The 24,172-nt window shown below is 39.2% G+C and carries 21 protein-coding genes; 9 read left to right on the top strand and 12 right to left on the bottom strand.

The window, feature by feature from the left end; all coding sequences use genetic code 11:
• Window positions 1-27: 27 nt before the first annotated feature.
• The 7 genes from GTK47_RS04595 to GTK47_RS04565 all read right to left on the bottom strand — a co-directional run bounded on the left by GTK47_RS04595 (window position 28) and on the right by GTK47_RS04565 (window position 8,204).
• Window positions 28-1,263 (bottom strand): CoA transferase, encoded by a 1,236-nt coding sequence (locus GTK47_RS04595; RefSeq protein WP_165122298.1) that lies wholly within the window; start codon window positions 1,261-1,263, stop codon window positions 28-30.
• A 66-nt stretch (window positions 1,264-1,329) separates the two neighbouring features.
• Window positions 1,330-2,967: an AMP-binding protein gene (locus GTK47_RS04590; protein ID WP_165122297.1), complete on the bottom strand. Its 1,638-nt coding sequence runs from the start codon at window positions 2,965-2,967 to the stop codon at window positions 1,330-1,332.
• Window positions 2,968-3,438: 471 nt separating this feature from the next.
• A complete protein-coding gene (locus tag GTK47_RS04585; RefSeq protein WP_109394946.1) occupies window positions 3,439-4,761 on the bottom strand; it encodes an MFS transporter in 1,323 nt (440 codons plus the stop codon).
• Window positions 4,762-4,846: 85 nt separating this feature from the next.
• Window positions 4,847-5,134: a ferredoxin-like protein FixX gene (gene fixX / locus GTK47_RS04580; RefSeq protein WP_023582978.1), complete on the bottom strand. Its 288-nt coding sequence runs from the start codon at window positions 5,132-5,134 to the stop codon at window positions 4,847-4,849.
• The gene (gene fixC / locus GTK47_RS04575) at window positions 5,131-6,423 is read right to left on the bottom strand and encodes an FAD-dependent oxidoreductase FixC (protein ID WP_165122296.1); all 1,293 of its coding nucleotides are present in this window, start codon (window positions 6,421-6,423) and stop codon (window positions 5,131-5,133) included. The genes fixX and fixC overlap by 4 nt, the downstream gene beginning before the upstream one ends.
• A 57-nt stretch (window positions 6,424-6,480) precedes the next feature.
• Window positions 6,481-7,419, bottom strand: a complete 939-nt coding sequence (locus GTK47_RS04570; protein ID WP_165122295.1) for an FAD-binding protein — start codon at window positions 7,417-7,419, stop codon at window positions 6,481-6,483.
• An 11-nt stretch (window positions 7,420-7,430) separates the two neighbouring features.
• Window positions 7,431-8,204 (bottom strand): electron transfer flavoprotein FixA, encoded by a 774-nt coding sequence (locus tag GTK47_RS04565; RefSeq protein ID WP_165122294.1) that lies wholly within the window; start codon window positions 8,202-8,204, stop codon window positions 7,431-7,433.
• 600 nt (window positions 8,205-8,804) lie between these two features.
• Here GTK47_RS04565 and caiT point away from each other — a divergent pair.
• The 6 genes from caiT to caiE all read left to right on the top strand — a co-directional run bounded on the left by caiT (window position 8,805) and on the right by caiE (window position 15,919).
• The gene (gene caiT / locus GTK47_RS04560; protein ID WP_088494513.1) at window positions 8,805-10,319 is read left to right on the top strand and encodes an L-carnitine/gamma-butyrobetaine antiporter; all 1,515 of its coding nucleotides are present in this window, start codon (window positions 8,805-8,807) and stop codon (window positions 10,317-10,319) included.
• 41 nt (window positions 10,320-10,360) lie between these two features.
• Window positions 10,361-11,503, top strand: coding sequence for a crotonobetainyl-CoA dehydrogenase (caiA, locus tag GTK47_RS04555; RefSeq protein WP_165122293.1), 1,143 nt, complete (start codon window positions 10,361-10,363; stop codon window positions 11,501-11,503).
• A gap of 69 nt (window positions 11,504-11,572) precedes the next feature.
• A complete protein-coding gene (caiB, locus tag GTK47_RS04550) occupies window positions 11,573-12,793 on the top strand; it encodes an L-carnitine CoA-transferase (protein WP_165122292.1) in 1,221 nt (406 codons plus the stop codon).
• 74 nt (window positions 12,794-12,867) lie between these two features.
• Entirely contained in the window at window positions 12,868-14,424 is a 1,557-nt protein-coding gene (caiC, locus tag GTK47_RS04545; protein WP_165122291.1) for a crotonobetaine/carnitine-CoA ligase, read from the top strand.
• Window positions 14,425-14,500: 76 nt separating this feature from the next.
• Complete coding sequence (gene caiD, locus GTK47_RS04540) at window positions 14,501-15,286, top strand: crotonobetainyl-CoA hydratase (RefSeq protein ID WP_088494510.1); 786 nt, start codon at window positions 14,501-14,503, stop codon at window positions 15,284-15,286.
• Window positions 15,287-15,325: 39 nt separating this feature from the next.
• On the top strand, window positions 15,326-15,919 hold the full coding sequence (gene caiE / locus GTK47_RS04535) for a carnitine operon protein CaiE (RefSeq protein ID WP_165122290.1): 594 nt from the start codon (window positions 15,326-15,328) through the stop codon (window positions 15,917-15,919).
• Between the two features lie 72 nt (window positions 15,920-15,991).
• Here caiE and caiF read toward each other — a convergent pair whose 3' ends face one another.
• The 5 genes from caiF to GTK47_RS04510 all read right to left on the bottom strand — a co-directional run bounded on the left by caiF (window position 15,992) and on the right by GTK47_RS04510 (window position 20,453).
• Window positions 15,992-16,384 (bottom strand): carnitine metabolism transcriptional regulator CaiF, encoded by a 393-nt coding sequence (gene caiF, locus GTK47_RS04530; RefSeq protein WP_088494508.1) that lies wholly within the window; start codon window positions 16,382-16,384, stop codon window positions 15,992-15,994.
• 817 nt (window positions 16,385-17,201) lie between these two features.
• Window positions 17,202-17,864: a fructose-6-phosphate aldolase gene (fsa, locus tag GTK47_RS04525; RefSeq protein WP_165122289.1), complete on the bottom strand. Its 663-nt coding sequence runs from the start codon at window positions 17,862-17,864 to the stop codon at window positions 17,202-17,204.
• A gap of 210 nt (window positions 17,865-18,074) precedes the next feature.
• Complete coding sequence (gene tnpA, locus GTK47_RS04520) at window positions 18,075-18,530, bottom strand: IS200/IS605 family transposase (RefSeq protein WP_165121832.1); 456 nt, start codon at window positions 18,528-18,530, stop codon at window positions 18,075-18,077.
• A gap of 353 nt (window positions 18,531-18,883) precedes the next feature.
• The gene (locus GTK47_RS04515; RefSeq protein WP_165122288.1) at window positions 18,884-19,495 is read right to left on the bottom strand and encodes a lytic polysaccharide monooxygenase; all 612 of its coding nucleotides are present in this window, start codon (window positions 19,493-19,495) and stop codon (window positions 18,884-18,886) included.
• Between the two features lie 502 nt (window positions 19,496-19,997).
• On the bottom strand, window positions 19,998-20,453 hold the full coding sequence (locus GTK47_RS04510) for a regulatory protein RecX (RefSeq protein ID WP_165122287.1): 456 nt from the start codon (window positions 20,451-20,453) through the stop codon (window positions 19,998-20,000).
• 356 nt (window positions 20,454-20,809) lie between these two features.
• On the opposite strand from GTK47_RS04510, the gene GTK47_RS04505 reads away from it, so the two are divergent.
• From GTK47_RS04505 to GTK47_RS04495, 3 genes are read left to right on the top strand one after another with little or no spacing between them, the layout of a single operon-like run.
• Window positions 20,810-21,808 carry a hypothetical protein gene (locus tag GTK47_RS04505; RefSeq protein ID WP_165122286.1) on the top strand — a complete coding sequence of 333 codons (999 nt, stop codon included), beginning with the start codon at window positions 20,810-20,812 and terminating at the stop codon, window positions 21,806-21,808.
• Entirely contained in the window at window positions 21,808-22,950 is a 1,143-nt protein-coding gene (locus GTK47_RS04500; protein WP_165122285.1) for a BamA/TamA family outer membrane protein, read from the top strand. Before GTK47_RS04505 ends, GTK47_RS04500 begins: the two co-directional genes overlap by 1 nt.
• Window positions 22,950-24,104 carry a DUF4056 domain-containing protein gene (locus GTK47_RS04495; RefSeq protein ID WP_165122284.1) on the top strand — a complete coding sequence of 385 codons (1,155 nt, stop codon included), beginning with the start codon at window positions 22,950-22,952 and terminating at the stop codon, window positions 24,102-24,104. The genes GTK47_RS04500 and GTK47_RS04495 overlap by 1 nt, the downstream gene beginning before the upstream one ends.
• The last annotated feature ends 68 nt before the right edge of the window (window positions 24,105-24,172 follow it).

Here is a 24,172-nt window from a genome sequence, read left to right as displayed (position 1 = left end):
CTCCTGAAAATTAAAAAAGTAAGTGGATTATTCTTTCCACGTCATCACGTCTTTATTGGCTTCAAGGTTTGCTATCTCTTCAGCGCTATACCCTAATTCAGCTAATACAGACGGTGTGTCTTCACCTAACAAAGGACCACGGCGATATTCAGGTAAACCACTCTCTAAGAAATCAATTGGTGGGCGAACTAAGGCTTTTTCACTGCCATTTTTGTATTTCATGTTGTAGAAGGTGTTGATTGCCCAAGCTTGCTTGTCTTCCAACACTTCTTCCCAAGTTTGTGCAATGCTGAATGGGATATCATTTTTGGTGAAAATATCTGCCCACTCCGATGCTGTTTTTTGCTCAACTTGATGCCAAATCAGGTCATATAATTCAGGAGAGCGATTATTTTTTGCCACTTCTTGTAGACGGGTATAACGTGCGTCTTCAGCTAAATCTGGACGACCAATACAAGAAATAAAGGTTGGATAATAAGCATCGTAAACAGGCATACAGACTTGAATAAAACGGTCATCTTTTGTTTTATAAGCCAGAATAAATGGGCTGGTGGTATTACGGCGATCGATTGGATACGGCTGACCATAATCAGGGTATTGTGCCGCTTGGATCATGATTGCTTGGGTATAAATTGAGGTATGCAGTAAGTTAGTTGAAACATACTCACCTTGACCGATATTTTTAGCACGAATATAAGCGGCTAATACGCCTGAAACCAAGCCTAATGCGCATTGGTGATCGCCAAGTCCAGGGATCACGTTCATAGGTACTGTGCCTTTTTGGTACAGCGAGCCTAAAATACCACCACGAGCAAAGAATGCGGTGTAGTCAAATCCTGGTAAGTCTTTATCTGGGCCTTCATCACCATAACCTGTCACGCTAGCGTAAACTAACTTTGGAAAACGTTGTTTTAACGTTTCATAGTCTAAACCTGCGCGCTCTCTTGCACCGGGACGCCAGTTAGTTAAGAAAATGTCCGCTTTTTCTAACAGTTCAAACAGAATTTTTTTCCCTGCTTCTGTTTTCGTATTTAACACGATCCCACGTTTATTGGCGTTTTCTAAATCAAAACTGGTGTTTTCATGTTGATCTAATGGGCGACCTTCTGTTGGTGCGGTATAGCGCAAATTATCGCCACTTGGAGATTCGATTTTGATTACATTCGCACCCATATCAGCTAAAATACGACCCGCTGCAGGTACTGCGATAAAGGTCGCCAACTCAACTACGGTGACGCCTTCCAGTGCTTTATGACTTGTCATTTCTTCTCCTAATTATTTTTAGACTTCATACTGCTGTTGTCAGAATGTGGATAAATCCGTTGTCACTTAACCCGCTACTTTGGTTTTTTCATCCTTGATTGAAACGCTATAACCCAGTTGCAATTTCAGTGCTTGCACATCAATTTTTCCGCAAGGGGTATGAGGAAATTCTGTAAAGAAATGGAGTTCTTTGGGGATTTTGTAGCGAGCCAGTCGCTCTTGTAGAAATTCACGTAATTCGCTTTCACCAATGCTGTGACCTTTTTGCACACAAATGGTGGCAATCACTTCTTCGCCTAAATCGGCAGACGGGATCCCAAATGCTTTTGTCGCATCAACACCGGGATATTCAGCAATCGCTTCTTCTATTTCGCAAAGACTGATATTTTCACCGCCGCGTACCACAATCTCTTTCATGCGATAGGCATAGTGATAATTTCCTTGTTCATCGACATAACCAATGTCACCCGTGTGTAACCAACCCTCTTCGTCTAACGCTTCTTGGGTTTTATCTGGCGCATTGTCATAACCCATCATTACATGGAAGCCACGCGTGCAAATTTCACCTAACGTGCCCACTGGCACAGGTTTGCCTGTTTTTGGATTGATAATTTTCATTTCAACAAAAGGTAAAGGCTTACCAATAGAGCTGCGTTTGATCTCTAAAGCATCATTAGGGAGAGTTTGAGTGCAACAAGGTGAAGCTTCTGTTTGGCCATAAGAGACGGTGATCCCTTTCATGCCGAGGATATTTTCGATGTCATCGATTAACGCAGGAGGAAAACTCGCCCCTGCGATAATGCCTTTATCAAGGCTAGATAAATTGTAGTGAGAGAACTGCTCGTGCTTTATTAAGCGGCTAAAAATCGTTGGTACGCCATGCATAACAGTACAACGATAGTCTTGCACCACTTTTAAAACATCTTCAGCACAATAGTTATCTAGAAGAACTAATTGACATCCGGTTGTTAATGCAAAAAAGAGGCAGGAAGAGAGTCCAAAACAGTGGAATAGAGGAACGGCAAGACAAATCACATCATCATGCGTAACACCTAAGCGTTGTGCTGACAGCATTGCATTATTAATGACATTATATTGACTTAGCATGACACCTTTAGGCATTGCTGTGCTGCCTGAGGTCATTTGAATGGTCAGTAAATCTTTTACACTGACTTGTGAAACAGCGTGTTGATATTCTTTATCTGATATTTTTTGGCTAACTTCTTTTAATTGAGATAAAGAAACACTTTTTTCAGCATGTTTATTTCCCATGCTAATAAATAATCGAGGTAATATATCGTTATTATCAGATGCTTTTTCAGAAAGACAATTAATAACCTCAATAAAATGATTGCTTTTAAAACCATCTGAAAAACAGAGTGCTTTAATTCCGGTTAATCGACATAAATCTAATAACTCTCTTTTTTTAAAATGAAAGTTAATACAAACAACAGGAACACCAATTTGAGCGGCAGCAAGAAAACAGATTATCCACTCTTTGCTATTAGCAGACCAAATACCTAAACGATCTCCTTTTTTTAAACCAATGGCTAAAAAACCACGCGCAACACTTTCCACTTCTTGTTGTAATTGTTGCCAAGTCAGTGTTTTTTTACTTTGATTTTCAATCAAGGCTATTTGTAAAGCATGTTGCTTTACTACATTGTTTAGACATTCTTTAACTGTCGTTTCTAATAAGGTCATAAATACCTACTCAACCGCTTCTTTGCTGGTGTTTACGTCTGTAATGACCTTATTCTGGGTAGGGGGAATTATTCATTCTTGGTAAATAACGAACTGTTTTTCGTCATTTGAATAGTCTGAGAGAGATTTGTGATTGAGGTCTAGATTTGGAGGGTTAAATATAATTTGTAATTGAAGATGAATTAATAACAATGAGATAAATTTGAAACCAAGGCGTTATAAAGGTGTTATTTTTAATAAAGAAAAAGGAGAGTCGTTTTATTTAAATAAAAATAATAAAACACTCTCTTTTTAATATAAATATACTTATCTAATTTTAAGATATAAACAAATCTTATCAATAAACATTGACGTTATAATTTAAATCAAAATAATATAAAAATAAATACAATAATTATTAAATTTTATAACATCTAAATAAAAAGTAATTTAAATCACTTAACTTATTTTATTAATCATCGATTAAACAGACTATTTTCCTCGTCGCATTGGCATGGTTGAGGTTTGATTGAGTGTTAATCCTTTGGTTTCTGGTGCAAACAGAACAGAAACTATCATTCCGAATAAGGAGATCGCAGCCCCCACCAGCATTGTGGTGTTAATACCATAAGTGGCGATAAAGGCAGGAAGAGCACAGGTTGAAATAACCGTACCGATACGACTTATTGACATAATAATACCCACTGCTGAGGCACGAATATCCGTTGGAAACAATTCATTAGGATAGAGCCATTGTAAAATTCCGGGACCACCAGAAAAGAATGCATAAGTCGCAAACGCTAAAATAACAAATAAGATAGGTAAATCAGGAAAGACACCTAGCACTAATAATGCCAATGTCATCATACCAAAACTACCAATCAATAATGGGCGTCGTCCTGTTTGATTTAACCAGAACATAGCGGGAATACACCCGAACATAAAGAACAGGCTAATCACTACATTACCTAATGCCGCACTTCTTCCAGCATCCCATCCTAATAAACCAACAATTTGTGGCCCAAAGGTATAAATGGCAAACATTGGGATAACTTGGCAAGTCCAAATGACCGCAACAAATAGAACAAAAGAGAAGTGACGTTTATTAAATAGCTCGATAAAACGCGTTGTTTTGGCATCTTCCGCTTCAAATACTACGGGTTCGCCAAAGAGTTTTATCATCATCTCATTACACTCTTTAATACGCCCTTTGCGTATTAGCCACAGCGGTGATTCAGGTAAATCAAAGCGACCAATTAAAATAATCACGCAAGGGATAAAGGCACTGCCCAACATCCAACGCCAGCCATCTGCAACATCATATAAAAGATACCCGACTAAGTTGGCGCAAGTTGCCCCGATATACCACATTGCAGCAATAAAACCGACGGCAAAAGCGCGTTGTTTTTTATTGGAAAATTCAGTGATCATCGAGGTCGCAATAGGATAATCGGCGCCAATCACAATCCCAATAAGGAATCGCATCACCAACAAGCCCACAGGCGTGGAGACAAACATCGTCGCGATAGAGATAATGGCAATAGCCACAATATCCACAAGGAACATTTTACGGCGACCGACTTTGTCACAAATATAACCAAAGAGTGACGTACCAATAAAAAGTCCTGCTAATGTTGCCGCACCAAGCAGACCAATCCATTGTGTATCAAGCTGTAATAACGGTGTGAGTTGCTCTAACGCCACACCGATAATCACTAATACATAGCCATCGAGAAAAGGGCCACCACTCCCCCATAACATCACTCGACGATGCACAGAGGTAAAACGAATATCATCAAAGTTTCTGGGTTGCATGACTACGTCCTGGTATTTTTTCTAAATAAAGCAAAAAAGAAAAGCTCCCAGGCCGGAGCAGCACTGGGAGAAAAGTAGCGATACATCATCCGTAACGATATTCCACACCAAACGTTCCGCGTGGGTATTCCCATTTTTCAAGCGCACTATCTAAACCAAGAATTCGACAAGTTCCACACTCTAAGCACCCTGCATAATCAAAGCTGATAGTGCCATCTTCTTGTTTTTTATAAAGACCCGCTGGACATGCTTTGACTAAGGTTTCCAATACCTGCATATCAGGCTGCTCTTTAACGACGATATGTGGATTTTCTTCATCGACATTAAATTTATTGATGCCTAATTTGACATCGACATTTACGGGAGAACTCATATTGCTTTAACTCCTTTGATCCCATCTTTAATCAGATTCATCCAGCCCACTTTTTTGGTATGACGCATCATGGTTTTACGCATCGGTACTGGCGCTTCACCGGTTACGGTGAAGAGATCTTTGGCAATACCAACTACCATTTCAGGGTAAGCGGTGAACATACGAGGGTTATCAAGTAAATCAGGCATGCGCTGATAGGCTTTCATATCGCGTAACGGGCCATCTTCTAAATGTTTGAGATATTCATTTAGCGTTTGCTTGCTAAAATCGTTTTTCTCCATAGCAGAGAGCACGGTTTTGGCCGCAGCTTCGCCTGATGCCATTGCTAAATCCATGCCACGGATAGTAAAACCAAGGTTCATACACATCCCTGCTGCATCACCGGCAATCAATACGCCATCGCGTACTAATTCGTTTTGCATTCTTAATCCAGCTTCAGGAACAACGTGTGCACCGTATTCCACCATTTTTCCGCCTTCAATGAGCGGAGCAACTACGGGATGCTGTTTAAAATCTTCCAGCATTTGTGGTACTGATTTTTTCGCATCCTTAATATGGTGAAGCCCACAGACAAGCCCTAAAGAAAGCGTGGTTTTATTGGTATATAAGAAACCGCCACCCATTAGTCCATCGGTAGGTGAACCTGCAAATAACCAAGCCGCACCTTCGTTATCTTTTAGGTTAAAACGATCTTTAATGACACTTTCAGGCAATTCTATGATCTCTTTTACGCCCACAGCCACATTTTCAGCTGCAACACGTTTTGTCATCCCTAGCTGTTCAGCCAAGATAGAATTTACACCATCGGCGAGGATCACGGCTTTGGCTTCTAACACATCACCGTCTGCCTCAACGCCGACAATCTTGCCATCACGCTCAACGAGCTTATCAACGCGAATGCCCGTGATACATTGCGCACCCGCGTTTTCGGCTTGCTCCATCAGCCATTGGTCAAACTCACCACGTAATACAGACCAAGAGGCGGTTTTTGGACTCTTTCCTTCCGTATTTTGGTAATCAATTGTCATTGCGCCGGTTTCAGTCATAAATGACAATTTTTCATGAGTAATCACGCGTTCAACAGGCGCATCTTGCGCAAACTCAGGAATGATGCGCTCAAGGGTATGTGCATACATACGACCACCGGTTACATTTTTCCCGCCAGCGTAGTTACCTCTTTCTATTAGCAATACTTGTGCGCCTTCCCTTGCCAAAACAAGTGCAGCCACAGATCCTGCTAATCCTGCGCCAACAATAATGGCATCGAAAATATCTTCGGAATCGGACATAACATCTCCAGAATTTGCGATAAACAGCAGAGAAGTTTCCTTCCCTGCTTAAATAAATCAGTTAGATAATTGACGAGTTAATGCAGGTAAAATCTTCATTAAATCACCGACAATGCCGTAGTCAGCGAATTGGAAGATAGGTGCATTTTTGTCTTTATTAATAGCAACTATGGTTTGTGCGCCATTAGCGCCAACCATATGCTGAATTTGTCCTGAAATACCGGCTGCTAAATAGAGTTCAGGTTTTAGCATCAGGTTAGAAATACCGACATAGCGCTCGTGTTCCATCCACTTCTCATTTTCAGCAACAGGGCGAGAACATGCGATTTCAGCACCAATGGCTTTCGCTAACTCTTCTGCAATGGCGATATTCTCTTTACTACCGATACCGCGACCAACACTGACAACAAAGCGCGCTTTATCTAAATCAACAGCGTTGATTGCGCGTGGTTGCACTGAATTACGAACAATGGTCTGAGCTGGAGCAATCCATGCGACTTTTTGTGCATTACCTGTAGCACCAGTTTCTGGTGCAACATCAAAAGCACCCACGCTTGCAGTTACCACACAGTAAGGGGTTTTCAGGCTTTCATCACCAAAGGCAAGACCACCGTAAACCATGTGTTTTGCCACTAATACATCACCATCTGCCTTTAAAGATTGGGCGTCGTTAGAAACGACTGCCTCTAAACGGTGGCCTAAACGTGCAGCTAATAATTTTCCGCGACGTGTATTAGGCAGTAGCACTAATCCTACATCACCTTTTTGTTTAATGGTTTCAACCATGCTTTGTGCATAGTCTTCAATAATGCGATCGTCAGGTTTACCTTCTAATTGGAAAACGGCTGTTGCCCCTAATTTAAAAGCAGCAACGCTTTGTTCATCATTCAATGTAAATACATTGATAGATTGTCCTAATGAAGAAGCGCCACCCACTAATTCTGGTAAACGGGAAAGTGCATCACTAAATACCCAAACAGTTGAAAACTGGCTCATAACTCCCCCTATTACTTAAGAATTTTACGTAAATGTTCTGCCAACTCAGCAATCTGATCATCGCCATCACCTTCAATAATGATGCGTTGACGTACTTTCTGTTTTGGTGCCGCCACTTTTTGCTCTGAACGAGTGGTAATCGCATCCAGATCAAGATCGGCAACACTCCATTGCTGAACAGGTTTCTTGGCTGCGCCAAGAATGGCTTTCATCGAAGGAATTTGAGGTGTGTTAATGTCGGTAGAAACCGCGATAACAGCAGGTAATGGAATGGTCAGTGTTTCGATTTCATTTTCTAATTCACGCTCAACCGTAATTGAGTCATTAGAAAGAGAAACAATTTTGTTAATACCATTGATCGCAGGAACATTTAAGAATTCACCCACCAGCAAGCTAACTTGTTGTGAGCTAAGATCCGCAGAGCCATCACCACAAAGAATTAAGTCATAACCTTTTTTAGTCGCTGCCGCCGCCAATGCTACCGCTGTTTGGTAAGGCAAAGAGGCTTCAAATTGCTCATCAACCACAACCACGAGTTCGTCAGCACCACGAGAAAGTACGTCTTTACGTGCTTTCGCATTTGTCAGTGCTTTACCACCAACACTCATTGCCGTGATTTGAATACCATCAAGTTGAGCCTTAAGCTGATTAGCGGCTTCAATCGCATTTAAATCATATTGGCTGATTTTGGTGTTAGCACGAGAAAAATCCAGTGAACTGTCTGCGCTATTTACCGTAATATCCTGCTCGTCGGGAACACTCTTGTAACATGTAATAATATTCATTACATCTCCTGAAATTAATAAATAATGTCATTTGTTCTGGCAATGTAATATAGAATTAACACAATTAAGAGATTAAAAAATTAAACCTAGGTCACCAATATTGAACATTACTAAATAAAGAACGGATAGGTTTCAATATTGCTAAACATATCACCAATATTGAAATTAGTTTTAATTGAAGTGAACAACTTTCAATATTGCTACATCGATCAACAATATTGAACATAATAAATATAATCGTATTTAACGTTCAATATTGCCACCAAGATCAACAATATTGAAAGAAAGAATATAACAACCCTATTGCATATAAATAGATAGATATAATTATCAATTAGTTATAATGAAAACGAAACGTTATAAAACGTAACATAAAATCGACAAAAAGAATAGTGTGAAGTAAATAACAGAATGGATTTCTTATAATATCCATTATTCATCATCATTAATCGATTTGTGGATTAGCCAATAAGTTTATTTATCTATTATGATGAAACACCAATAGACGAAATACTCATAAATAAACTCAAATGCTTTATTAGATATTAGGAATTAACACTACTTAAACTTCTGCGTTAAATATATTTGGAAAATTTACCTATGAGCAAAGATAATAAAAAGGCAGGAATAGAACCGAAGGTTTTTTTTCCGCCATTAATCATTGTTGGTATTTTATGCTGGCTAACGGTACGTGATCTTGACGCTTCAAATGAAGTGATTAATGCCGTATTCAGCTATGTTACCAATGTCTGGGGTTGGGCCTTCGAATGGTACATGGTCATTATGTTCGGGGGTTGGTTTTGGTTAGTCTTCGGTCGTTATGCCAATAAACGCCTTGGGGAAGATAAACCTGAATTTAGTACCGCAAGCTGGATCTTTATGATGTTTGCGTCTTGTACATCCGCAGCCGTCCTCTTCTGGGGTTCGATTGAAATATACTACTATATTTCAAGCCCTCCTTTTGGAATGGAAGCTTACTCAACTCAAGCTAAAGAAATTGGTCTTGCTTACAGTTTGTTCCACTGGGGTCCTTTACCTTGGGCAACTTATAGTTTCCTTTCTGTGGCATTCGCTTACTTCTTCTTTGTTCGCAAAATGGAAGTTATCCGTCCAAGTAGCACCTTAACCCCGTTAATTGGTGAAAAACACGTTAATGGGATCGTCGGAACCATTATTGATAACTTCTATCTTGTTGCTTTAATTCTGGCAATGGGAACTAGCCTTGGTTTAGCAACACCGTTAGTTACTGAATGTATTCAATACTTATTTGGTATTCCTCATACCCTGCAATTAGACGCCATTATTATCTCTTGCTGGATCTTATTAAACGCAATTTGCGTGGCATTCGGTCTGCAAAAAGGGGTGAAAATCGCCAGTGATATTCGTACTTACCTGAGCTTCTTAATGCTGGGTTGGGTCTTTATCGTTGGTGGTGCGAGCTTTATCGTCAATTACTTCACAGACTCTGTTGGTACATTGATGATGTATATGCCTCGTATGCTGTTCTATACAGACCCAATAGGTAAAGGTGGATTCCCTCAAGGTTGGACTGTCTTCTATTGGGCATGGTGGGTTATTTACGCCATCCAAATGAGTATCTTCTTAGCTCGTATCTCTAAAGGCCGTACTGTTCGTGAATTATGTTTAGGGATGGTTTCAGGTTTAACTGCAGGAACTTGGTTAATTTGGACAATTCTTGGTGGTAATACCTTACAACTGATTGACCAAAATATCCTCAACATTCCACAACTAATTGAACAATACGGTGTACCTCGCGCAATCATCGAAACATGGGCGGCATTACCGTTGAGCACAGCGACAATGTGGGGCTTCTTTATCCTCTGCTTTATTGCCACTGTCACCTTAATTAACGCCTGTTCTTACACACTAGCAATGTCCACTTGTCGCTCTATGAAAGAAGGCTCTGAGCCACCTTTATTAGTGCGTATCGGCTGGTCTGTGCTGGTCGGTGTTATCGGCATCATTCTGCTCGCACTTGGGGGTTTAAAACCAATTCAAACCGCCATTATCGCTGGAGGATGCCCACTATTTTTCGTCAATATCATGGTCACCTTGTCCTTTATTAAAGATGCCAAAGTACATTGGAAAGACTGATCCGCTATACGCAAAGAATGACATATTAAGAGGTTATTAACATGGATTTTAGATTGAATGATGAGCAGGAACTGTTTGTTGACGGTGTCCGCGAATTAATGGCCAGTGAAAACTGGGAAGCTTATTTCGCACAGTGTGATCGCGAAAGTAAATACCCACAACGTTTTGTCAAAGCCTTAGCGGATATGGAAATTGACAATCTGCTTATCCCTGAAGAGCACGGTGGCTTAAATGCAGGTTTTGTTACTGTTGCGGCAATCTGGATGGAATTAGGTCGCTTAGGTGCGCCAACTTACGTGCTTTATCAATTGCCGGGTGGATTTAACACCGTCTTGCGTGAAGGGACTCAAGAGCAAATTGATAAAATTATGGCGTTCCGCGGTACAGGTAAACAGATGTGGAACTCTGCTATCACAGAACCCGGCGCAGGCTCTGACGTAGGTAGCTTACAAACTACTTATACCCGTAAAGATGGCAAAGTTTACCTCAATGGTAGCAAGTGCTTTATCACTAGTAGTGCCTATACCCCTTACGTTGTTGTGATGAGCCGTGATTCAGCGTCTCCAGATAAACCTATCTTCACTGAATGGTTTGTGGATATGAGCAAACCAGGTATCAAAGTAAACAAGTTAGAAAAACTGGGTTTACGTATGGATAGCTGCTGTGAAATCACGTTCGACAACGTTGAACTTGAAGAAAAAGACATGTTTGGTCGTGAAGGTAACGGCTTTAACCGTGTAAAAGAAGAGTTCGACCATGAGCGTTTCTTAGTGGCTCTCACTAACTACGGTACAGCGATGTGTGCATTTGAAGATGCGGCACGTTATGCCAACCAACGTGTGCAATTTGGCGAAGCAATTGGTCGCTTCCAACTTATTCAAGAAAAATTTGCCCATATGGCGATCAAACTCAATTCAATGCGCAACATGTTATATGAAACTGCATGGAAGAGTGACAACAACTTAATCACTTCCGGTGATGCAGCTATGTGTAAATACTTCTGTGCAAATGCGGCATTTGAAGTGGTTGATAGTGCAATGCAAGTGCTTGGTGGTGTTGGTATTGCTGGCGAGCACCGTATTTCTCGTTTCTGGCGTGACCTTCGTGTTGACCGTGTATCTGGTGGTTCTGATGAAATGCAGATCCTGACATTAGGACGTTCAGTACTTAAACAGTATCGCTAATTAATCACGAATAACTCTCTCATCCAATGATGAGAGAGTTTTCACTCAGACCACTTACGAGGTGACGCTATGACAGAACATTTACCAATGCCACAATTCGGCCCACTTTCAGGGGTTCGTGTTGTGTTTTCAGGAATTGAAATTGCAGGGCCATTCGCAGGACAAATGTTCGCAGAATGGGGAGCTGAAGTGATTTGGATTGAAAACGTTGCATGGGCTGACACCATTCGCGTTCAACCTCACTACCCTCAACTTTCTCGCCGTAATCTTCATGCACTATCGTTAAATATCTTTAAAGACGAAGGTCGTGATGCGTTCCTAAAATTAATGGAAACAACCGATATCTTTATCGAAGCGAGTAAAGGCCCAGCCTTTGCACGTCGCGGTATTACGGATGAAGTATTATGGGAACATAACCCTAAATTAGTTATCGCTCATTTATCGGGTTTTGGTCAATATGGCGATCCGCAATACACCAACTTACCGGCTTATAACACCATTGCTCAGGCTTTCAGTGGTTACCTAATTCAAAACGGTGACAAAGATCAGCCAATGCCAGCCTTCCCTTATACCGCAGACTATTTCTCAGGAATGACAGCAACCACTTCAGCGTTAGCGGCACTGTATAAAGTTCAACAAACAGGTAAAGGTGAAAGCATTGATATTGCTATGTATGAAGTGATGTTGCGCATGGGGCAATACTTCATGATGGACTATTTCAATGGCGGCGAAATCTGCCCTCGTATGACAAAAGGGAAGGATCCGTACTATGCGGGCTGTGGACTTTACCGTTGCCAAGATGGTTATATCGTAATGGAAGTTGTCGGTATCACTCAAATTCAAGAAATTTTCAAAGATATCGGACTTGCTCATCTGCTTGGTACACCTGAAGTTCCTGAAGGCACTCAACTTATTCACCGTATTAATTGCCCTCATGGTCAATTATTTGAAGACAAATTAGATGAATGGTTAGTTAAGCAACCCATCACAGAAGTACTTAAACGTCTCTCAGAACTCAATATTGCCAGCGCTAAAGTGCTGACTATTCCAGAGCTTGAAGACAATCCGCAATATGTCGCACGTGAATCGATTACCGAATGGCAAACCATGAATGGCGAAACCTGCAAAGGGCCGAATGTGATGCCTAAATTCAAAAATAATCCGGGAAAAATCTGGCGTGGAATGCCATCTCACGGCATGGACACTAATGCAATTTTGAAAAATATCGGTTATAGCGACGAACAAATCAGGGGGCTGGTCGATAAGGGACTGGCTAAAATCGTAAAGTAACACTGTAAAATTCAGGTGTTGTATAGGCATAAAACACGTCTGAATTTACAGCAAAAGAATAGGGTAACAGTTTAATGGATGTGATTGGCAAACAAAACTTACGTCAGATGTGGGATGATTTGGCAGAGGTTTATGGTACAAAAACAGCGCTAATTTTTGAATCCGCACAAGGACACGTGAGACAATTTAGCTACAGTGAGTTAAATGAAGAGATAAATAGAACCGCAAATCTTTTTCATGCTGGTGGCATAAAAAAAGGCGATCACGTTGCCTTACATCTTGATAACTGTCCTGAGTTTTTCTTTTGCTGGTTTGGCTTGGCAAAAATTGGCGCTGTCATGGTGCCAATTAATGCGCGCTTTATGTATGAAGAGAGTGCATGGATAATCAATCACTGCCAAGCTCATTACGTGATCACTCGCGATAATTTCTATCCTATTTACCAACCTATGTTGCAGGATGAACAATGCCCTTTAACGCAACTGTTTTTAATAACAGAAAACAGTCTGCCTGCTGAAAAAGGCGTTATCGACTTTTTAAAAGAAAAAGCCAAGCACCCTGTTACGCTTAATCATCACACACCATTAAGTGTGGATGATACTGCTGAAATTCTTTTTACCTCAGGAACAACTTCTCAACCCAAAGGCGTAGTTATCACACACTATAATCTACGCTTTGCGGGTTATTACTCATCATGGCAAAACGCACTACGTGAAGACGACGTTTACCTGACGGTTATGCCTGCTTTTCATATTGACTGCCAATGCACAGCATCACTTGCTGCATTTTCAGTGGGTGCCACCTTTGTATTGTTAGAAAAATATAGTGCCAGAGCCTTTTGGAAACAGATCCTTAAATACCAAGCAACGGTCGCGGAATGTATTCCAATGATGATGAGAACCTTAATGGCGCAACCTGTTTCATCAGAAGAAAAGCAGCATAAATTACGTGAAGTGATGTTTTACCTCAATCTTGCTGATGAAGAAAAAGATGCCTTCCTTGAACGCTTTAACGTGCGATTACTCACCTCTTATGGCATGACAGAAACCATTGTTGGTTTAATTGGTGACAGACCCGGCGATAAACGCCGTTGGCCATCAATTGGTAGACCCGGTTTTTGCTATCAAGCTCAAATCAGAGACAAACAAAACAACGAAGTCCCTGATGGGGTTGTGGGTGAAATTTGCGTAAAAGGCGAGCCCGGAAAAACCATTTTTAAAGAGTATTACAACCGACCTGATGCTACTGCAAAAGCCTTAGAGCCTGATGATTGGCTACATACTGGAGATTATGGTTATCGTGACGATGAAGGTTTTTTTTATTTCGTTGATCGCAGTTGCAATATGATCAAACGCGGGGGTGAGAATGTCTCTTGTGTTGAGATTGAGAACATCATTTCTTCACATCCTAAAATTCAAGATGTGGCTGTAATTGGTGTACCTGACAATATTCGTGATGAAGCGATTAAAGCGTTTGTTGTACTGGTTGAAAATGAGACCTTGAGTAAAGAAGAGTTTTTCCATTTCTGTGAGCAAAATATGGCGAAATTCAAAGTCCCTTCTGAAGTTGAATTTAGAGACGGATTGCCTCGTAACTGCTCAGGAAAAGTGATTAAAAAGCATTTGAAATAAGGCATAGGTAGATTTAACCACAAATTAATAACCTCAATCATAAATGCTTATTTTTGATGACGAAAAGGAATACAACATGAGCCAGTCATTACACCTAACAACTCGTGGTTCAGTACTTGAAATTGTATTAGACAGACCAAAAGCCAATGCTATTGATGCGAAAACAAGCCATGAAATGGGTGAAGTTTTTCTCCGCTTTCGTGATGATCCAAGCTTACGTGTCGCAATTATTACAGGTGCAGGCGAACGCTTTTTCTCTGCAGGATGGGATTTAAAAGCTGCGGCTGAAGGTGAAGCACCTGATGCTGACTTTGGTGCTGGTGGTTTTGCGGGTTTAACTGAGCTTTTCAATCTGGATAAACCTGTCATTGCTGCGGTTAACGGCTATGCTTTTGGTGGTGGCTTTGAATTAGCACTCGCTGCCGACATGATGGTGTGTTCAGACAATGCTTCTTTTGCTTTACCTGAAGCGCAGTTAGGTATTGTACCTGACAGCGGCGGTGTTCTGCGTTTACCTAAACGTTTACCACCGGCTATCGTCAATGAAATGCTGATGACAGGTCGTCGCATGAATGCTGACGAAGCACTGCGTTGGGGTATTGCAAACCGTGTTGTCAGCTCCGCTGAACTTATGGACAGCGCACGTGAACTTGCAGACCAAATTGCCAACAGTGCCCCACTGGCTGTAGCTGCATTAAAAGAGATTTATCGTGCCACCAGCGAGCTTTCCATTGAAGAGGGTTACAAACTTATGCGCAGTGGTGTGCTAAAACATTACCCAAGCGTTTTACATTCAGAAGATGCCACAGAAGGCCCATTAGCCTTTGCTGAAAAACGCGCACCTGAATGGAAAGGCAGGTAATTATCGTTGATCTCGATAATACAACAAAGAGGAAAACTGATGAGTATCTACGCGTTTGAAGGTCTTATTCCTGTGGTTCATCCAACAGCTTATGTTCATCCATCTGCTGTATTAATTGGTGATGTGATTATCGGTGCAGGTGTTTATATCGGTCCATTTGCATCACTCAGAGGGGATTATGGGCGCTTGATTGTTGAAGCAGGTGCTAACCTTCAAGACGGTTGTATCATGCACGGTTATACCGATATGGATACCATTGTTAGAGAAAATGGGCATATTGGACACGGCGCAATTCTCCATAGTTGTATTATCGGGCGTGATAGTTTAGTGGGTATGAATAGCGTGATTATGGATGGTGCAGTGATTGGCGAAGAAAGTATTGTTGCCGCGATGAGCTTTGTGAAAGCAGGCTTTCAAGGACAACCTCGGCAAATGCTGATTGGTAGCCCTGCAAAACATGTGCGGGATATTACTGATAATGACATGGAATGGAAGCGTATGAACACACGCGAATATCAAGATTTGGCGGTTCGTTGTCGCCAAAGCTTAGTTGAAACCACACCTTTAACTGCACCTGAACCTAATCGCCCACGTTTACGTGGTACAACAGATGTAAAGCCTAAAGGTCAGTAACAAACTACGACAGGCGTTACAAGCGCCTGTCGTCATTACTTAAATTGTTTAGTATGAAACGAAGCCACGTAATTAGCGACGTTGAGATTTTGACAACATCCATTGCCATTTTTGCTCATGGTTCAATCCATGAGGGATCATCGCCGCTAATTTTTCAGGAGAGCTTTGACTACTTTTTTCTTGAATATGGCCTTTTAAACGTGAATAGACTTGAGGATCAATATGACTGACTTTGATCATCCGTTGACACTGACAGCCTCTACCTTCTAGTTGGTTAGGAACGCTTTTCGTTTCACACTCAATTTCTTTTACATCAGAAAGAATATAAGAAACGATATTAATTGCGTTGCATTGAGGAATATCGAATTTTTTTGCGATTTCCTTTGCACTTACCCAACGTTCTTGCTCTTGAACCCAGTCAGCAATTGACAGATAGAGTGGCTTACTCATGTATTCTTCACACATAATTACTCCAATATCACAAATGAAATTTATTTATCACTAAATAAAGATAATAACTATATATGTTAATTATCATTGCACCGCGGAGTATCGGTTTTCCCTGTTAATTTGAGAAGTTAACAAACTTATCAAAATAATGCTTAGTTTATTTTTAACAACCAAACTCTTTAATTAACACACCCGTCACAATTTATTATTTTGTTATTAAACCCAAAGTAATAACAATTAAACCGAGTAAAAATAAAAAATTAATTAAATATTAAAATATAAAAAACACTTTAAAAAAATACAATTTATCACATTGATTTTAAAAGCATTTAAAACAACAAAATAAAAAAGAAATAGATTATATTAATAATCCATTTATAGACTAAGATTATAGTAATAGATTTTAATTTAGATTGCCAGAAAGGTGGCTTATTATTAGATATAAATCAATAATCGTTTACCTTCGCTTGTTGATAGACCTATAAAAATTCATTAGAAAAATTAAAGATTAAATAGAGTGATAAGAGGAGATTTAATTTTAATATTCATTTATCTATTATATTATCAATGTCATACCGAGATAATAATAATTATAAATCATGTATCTATAATATAATTCTATATAATTAGCTAAAATGGGCAGATGATCACTCTATTTAAAATCACTAATAAAAGAAGATTGTTTCAATAAAAACTACCTATTTATTTTTTATTTAAAAATAATGAAATAATATTTCAAATAAGACTCATTCACGCTTATCTCAAATAAATATCAATTAAGCGCTATATAAATAGAATAGCGCTTGATCATATAACGTCTAAGTAGATCTCACTAAAGAAGGCGGCGATCAAATGCAGTTTGCCAATCATCTGCGAATCTATTTACCGCATCATCGACAACCGGAGAACGAATAATAGAGTAAGCAAGCTCAATCGGTAATGTCACTGAAGAAGCCCCTGCTAATAAACAATCGACCACTTGTCGTGGTGTTTTAAAACTTGCCGCTAGGATTTTTGTGGGTAAATTATGCATCGTAATTAAAGTTTGTAATTCTTTTACCACTCTTACGCCATCAGAGCCTTGTCTGTCCATTCTGTGCACATAAGGGGCAATATAATCCGCACCAGCTAATGCAGCCATTAGTCCTTGGGATACACTGTAAATCGCAGTGCCCAATACCAGCATATTTTTTTGTTTTAATTGTTTAATAGCGACAAGCCCTGCTTCTGTAACAGGAATTTTAATCACGGTATTATCTGCAATATTTCCGATACGCAATGCTTCTTCAATCATGGTATCGACATCACTGGCAATGACCTGTGCAAATACCCGACCTTTACCACCCATAGCCGTTTTTAACTCAGGTAACAACGTTTCAATATCTTGTGCTGATTTAGCAATAATAGACGGATTGGTGGTGACACCTGCAATAGGAAGAACTTGAGAGAGTTTTCTGACTTCTTCGATATCCGCTGTATCTAAATAAATTTCCATAATCGCGCCTCAATGATGTTGGTTTTTAAGCTAAATAATTATAGGTATAACGTAAAAAGTAACATTGTGCGCGATGGATTTCTAGTGGTTACAATCATAACCACCCGTAAAACGGGTGGTTTGCTCTTGCCCTATAAGGGCTTGTTACCGACTGCGCCTAAATGACGCTGCTTTCTCTTCGTTCAAGCTAAGTGTCTTTGCTACTTTGGCTTACCCCTTGAAGGGGTTTTCATATTCTTTACTGCTCAATTTATCCGAGATTAAATCCGACTTTTCTTGCTCTCTGATATACTTTTGAATTGTGGCTTCATTGAGTCCAACTGTTGTGACATAGAACCCTTCCGCCCAAAACTTTCTGTTGCCAAATTTATATTTGAGATTGGCATGTCTATCAAAGATCATCAACGAACTTTTACCTTTCAAATATCCCATGAAACTTGATACGCATATCTTCGGTGGAATACTCACTAACATATGAACATGATCTGGCATAAGATGCCCTTCGATTATTTCCACACCTTTATATTTACAAAGGTCTCGAAGGATTTCACCTATACTTGAACGAATTTTATTAAAAATCACTTTCCGTCTATATTTCGGCGAAAAGACGATATGGTATTTACACAGCCACTTTGTATGTGCTGAGCTTTGTGCTTTAATGCCCATAAACACCTTTCCTTATTTAAGTTACGAATATTAGCTTGAACATCTATATCGTAACGGAAAGGTGTTTTTCTTGGTATAACCTTTAATACCCACCCGCATAGCGGGTGGTTTTATATTTAAGACGCTGACGCGACTTAAACTGGCTAAAGCCCATAATAAAAATAGCGCCCGAGTAGAGGCGCTATTAATTAAATAACAATAATAAATAATTATAGTTTCTAGTTAATAAAAAACATTAACTCTGATCCAAATTTAGAATTCGGATTTATGATCTATTTATAATTTAAAACAAATAAGATTGAGTACAATACTATTATTGATATTAAATAATTTCTTCTATTACGTTAAATTGATTATTTTTTAAAGTCAGCATCAATGACTTGATAAAAGGCATTGCCTGTATCTGCAATATTCCAAATACCTAAAATAACCTGATAACCTGAACGTTCTGGTATATTACAGTTTAATTCTACGGTTGCTGTTGGTATTTTCCCATTATCATCTTGTTGGCAAAATGGTGTTAAATCAAAATCAGCACGAGTCAGTGGTTTATTTACATCCCACTCTGGTTTGGTAATAAAGAATTGCCATGAAGCTGTGCTGTGTTTAGCGGTTAATGTCCATTTAAAGGTATTTTCTCCACTTTTCATTGCTACTTTATGCCAGCGCTCAGCACTTTGTTCATTTAAAGCAGAAAAAGCCTCTTTTCCACCACTAGCAATTTGACCATCAGCAGGCCCATCGTTAGGAAAGCCTTTTAGCCCTTCAATTGATTGAGGTTCATACTGTATTGGACCACAATCTTTATTTAAATTTTTCCCCTTTGCTGAACAAAGGAAAGCTCTGCTGGGAGGGACATCAATATAGCCATGTTTTAACGTCACATCAGCTGATGCGGTTGAAATAAAACCCGCTGATGATAATAATAATGTTGCAGTAAATACCATAAGTTTATTTTTCTTCATAATAAAGCCTCATAATTATTAATAAGTGTTTTTAAATATAATGATTGCATCAATCACAATATATATTAGTCAAAAAAAGATAATTAAATATGCATTTATTTATATTTGTGAGCAATATCGCGGTTTATTTTAATATTAAAATGAGACTAACACGGTAATTTAATATTTATTAGATATACAATTTATTATAGAAATAAAAAATAAAGAAATTAAAAATAGAAAAAATGACTAAACATAAAATAGATTTCCCTATTAAAAATTATCACTTTCCATTGTCTAAATAATTTAAAATAAGTATTTATTAATAACAACATCACCTTAATTTAAATATCATATATATAAGAAAATAACCCCGTAAGAAAAGAGTTTGATCTTATTATTTTATTTTTTACGCTTGACTCCCCCTATAAAAACATCAAGTCGATTGATTTATATACACAAGAATATCTATCTTACATAATGATAAAAATAGCTGATATAGCAATGACACTACGTTAATCAATTAAAACAGTGCATTGATATATTCAGAAGTAAACCCACGATATTGCAAATAACGAATTTGCTTGGCTCTCTCTTTAAAGTCTTTGGGTTTAGCTGTACCGAATTTTTTCTCTTTTAGATCTTGGCAGAGTGTGTACCAATCTGTGTCTGTTTCTTCTAATACACGTTCAATTATTTCGCTAGGAAATCCTTTTAGACGTAACTCTTGGCGAATACGTAACGGCCCATAGGATTTATTTAAATAACTACGAAAAAAACTATAAATGGTGCGACTGTCGTCTAGATATTGGCTTTCAAGTAAGCGGTCAATGACTTGAGGTAAACATTCAGGTGCAGTCGGTGAATCTTTCTCTGTTTCGCGAATTCGGCGTTCGATACGGCGTTGCAGTTCGCTTGTACTGTAATCACGGCGAGATAGCATAAAAATGGCGTACTGATAAAGCTCTTGATAGGTCATAACGTTCCTTTATTAAAAGAGTCCATATAAAACGACTATTATCATAACGGTTTATCACCGAAATAGCTTATTTCGATGTTAATTTCATCAATAATATGGAAGGTAATAAAATAGTAATAATTGGAAAAAGAATTATCATTCTCCTTTATAATTTTAATCAACTTGTTTTATTAAGGTTTTCTTAGGAAAAATAGGGGTATTAACTTAATAATCCCTTAATAATACTAAAATAATGCGAAATTCAAGCATCAATTACTGTATATCGCACTTATAGCTGGTGACCACCAATTAGAAAAAGATTAAAATTTTCCGCTACTCTTTTACTACTTACTTTTTTAATTTCCTGTGGGTTATGTATGAACTTTTCCAATTTAAATAAGGTGGTATTAACCGCCTCTCTTCTTGCGACTGGCTTTTCTTACGCGGATAGCGATCGCCCACTATTCTCTTTAAGTGTGAATCAATCAGGTGGTACTGCTTTAAATAATGAAGGTTCATTAGATACTCGTACCCCTGCAAGCCAATCTCGTGTTTTACCCATTTGGGGCGATGAAGCTCGCGCCCGCGGTTATGATATTCCAGAGCCTTTTGGTATTGGTTATAACTATATGAATCTACGACAAGATGTAGTTGTAGATAAAATTGGTTTTAGCTCCAGTACTCCAATAGGTCAGGCTCTTCTTGGCCTTGTTGACATTGATGTTGGCCACACTCGCAGTAACAACGAATCCCATATGTTAAAACTGGATACTTGGGTTTTTCCTTTTATGAATGTGTATGGGATTTATGGAAAAACAAAGGGTACATCTGTTGCACAATTAAACTCCGTTTACTTTGCTGATGCAACTGAACCTTCTGTTGAAAATGTTCCTTTTAAATTAAATTATGAGGGCAAGTCTTATGGTGGTGGCTTTACCTTAGCGGGTGGCTATAACCAGTTTTTTGGCACCTTCGATTTAAACTATACCAAAACAAACCTTGATATTTTAGACGGTGATATTAAAGCCTTAGTTATCACCCCTAGAGTGGGCTATGAATTTATTTTCTCACCACTAATTTCGGGTCAAGGCAATACCAAACTACAAGTCTGGACAGGTGCAATGTACCAAGATATTACTCAACGTTTTAGGGGAGATGTCAGCAGACTAGATTTACCTGATGGGTTAGATGATTTAATGGGTCTCGGTTCTTCATTTATGGGTAATATCAAATTTGATGTTGAACAGCATCTTGCCCATAAATGGAACCAAACTCTTGGGGCGCGTTTAGAAGTGACACGTAACTTTAATGTGATCACTGAAGTAGGTTTTAATAATCGTAATAGCTTCCTTATTTCAGGTGAGTTCCGTTTTTAATGGTTAAATACCCTTTTATTTTTGGGCTGGTATTTGCCAGCCTATTTACTTCACACACAGCACAAGCACAACTCTTTCCCGATAGACAACAAATAGACCAATGGCTAGTTGGATTAGGGGGAGAAAATAACTTTGACCGCAGTAAAACTATTGACTGGGGCATATTACCGGGCCCATTTTATACACCAGAGCTAGAATTGGGTGTAGGTATCGCCCTTGTTGGTCTTTATCAAGCTGATAGTCGCCCTGATAGCAAAATCTCGTCTCTCTCATTAAGTGGCTTTGGTTCATCAACCGGTGCTTTTGGCATGAACTTTAACAACTACACTTATCTGGCTGACGATACTTGGCGCTTTTATCTCACAGGAACATTAAATAATGTCCCTACCAATTATTGGGGTGAGGGTTATCACGAAGGACGTGTAAAAGATCATTTCGGTGAGTTTCGCTCTCAAGAATTGCGTCTAACGCCCACGTTACTGCGCCAAATTACCAAAAACACCTATATAGGATTAGGGTGGGATTACTCCAATCTACAAGCTGCTGCCCCAGATAATCCCTTTAAAGACTATATGAATGCACGTGATTTACCTTTACGTTCAACCAGCTCGGGATTAACGGTTCGCTTTACTTACGATAGTCGCGATTTCTTACCGAATGCTTATCAAGGTCAGGCTTTTGATATCAGTTATACCCATTATTCACCAGATACGGGCAGTAATAACCGCTTTAATGCGACGCAGATACAATATAACTACTATTATCCCTTAAGTGATAATTCGGTATTAGCATTTGATAATTATGCCCGTTTCACATCAGGTGATGTGCCTTGGAGCCAATTGTCTAAACTAAGTAATGGACAGCAAATGCGAGGCTATTACGAAGGGCGATATCAAGATAACCACGTATTTTCAACTCAATTAGAGTACCGCCAGAAACTCGATTGGCGTCATGGCATTGCACTTTGGGTTGGTGGTGGTACGTTAAGCGACCAAGCGCGTGATTTAGGTAAAGGTCATTGGCTACCGAGTGTCGGTGTGGGTTATCGATTTGAATTTAAACCCCGTATGAATGTACGTCTCGATTTTGGTATAGGTAAAGAAAGTACAGGATTCTATTTTCAAGTAGGTGAAGCATTTTGATGTTTAAGCGGTTTCTTTTTATCAACACCCTTGTCTTCTTCTTATTTATTGCAGGCTGCACTCAAGTCATACCCGTTAAATCTCTGCACGCCAATCTTGATAGTGTTACCCACGAAGAAGCAACACAACTTTGGCAAACTCCCGAACCGTTAACGGCACCCAATGGTTTAAGACCGTGTTGTGCCTTTGGTTACGACTTAAAAGTAAAAGCGTTTGAAATTCCTATTCCTTTCTATCGTATTGATAATGTTGTTGAGGCCTCTGCATTAGGCAATCACCGTTACAATGACAGTTTTTGGTTAGGTACAGGGGCAGTATTGGGTTTAGGAAGCGAAAAATCTGGCTTAATTTATTCTCATAAAGGCGGATTTCTTGATATCGCCCATATTCGTGATACCGCAGATTACACTTATTATCTCTTTAGTCATATCTATCCCAAATTAGGACAAGAGTGGACGCTAACGCTAAGTGATGAGTTGGCACAACGTAAAATCTACTTTAACGCATTCACACCACCTAAAAACGAATTAGAGCGTTATACCTTAAGCGCCTATCTTGCTGCACATCTCGGTTATCGCCTTGCGGTATGGCATGAAATTGCACAATGGTATGGTTTTCGCTCTGTACCCGGTTTTTCAGAAGGTATCTCTGCATTTTCACCCGAAGATCTCTATTCCAATTTAATTGGAGCAAGGCTTTCTCTTACACTGATCTTAACGGGTCATGCCACCAGCCTTGAGCAATATAATCAATCAATGCAGGGTATTATTCCTTCTGCTCTTTATCAGTTAGAGGCTCAATCCCGCCAATTAACGCAACAATGGTTTGATGTTATTGATGGACAATGGTGGGATAGTCAGCAAAGAGTTCCCGATAAATTCTTAGTTTTACTGCGTGATTATCATATCTCAGACCAACGGTATCCAGTGTTACCTTTCGAGGAAATAACGGTCCCTCACTACCTCACTTTACCTAGTGCTTATTCTGGTTACGTTTTAGAACAATTAGCAGAATTTCAGCTTTGGCCAACAAAGGAAATGGGAAATTTACCGCATCCTAAAACCTACTGGAATGAAGCGGATTTCACTGATTTAACAGAAAAAGCGCGCGAAATTGATAATAAAACTAGACCAAAAACAACAAAAATTGACTAAATAACAAACAAAATTGACACATTAAAAACGCTTAATTTTACTAAATTTAGGTTAAGTCACTGCTTTTA

The sequence above is a fragment of the Proteus sp. ZN5 genome (genome assembly GCF_011046025.1).
In the GTDB taxonomy this organism is placed as follows: domain Bacteria; phylum Pseudomonadota; class Gammaproteobacteria; order Enterobacterales; family Enterobacteriaceae; genus Proteus.
Note: the sequence above shows the minus strand (reverse complement) of the source record. Positions and strands in the feature narration are given on the sequence as shown.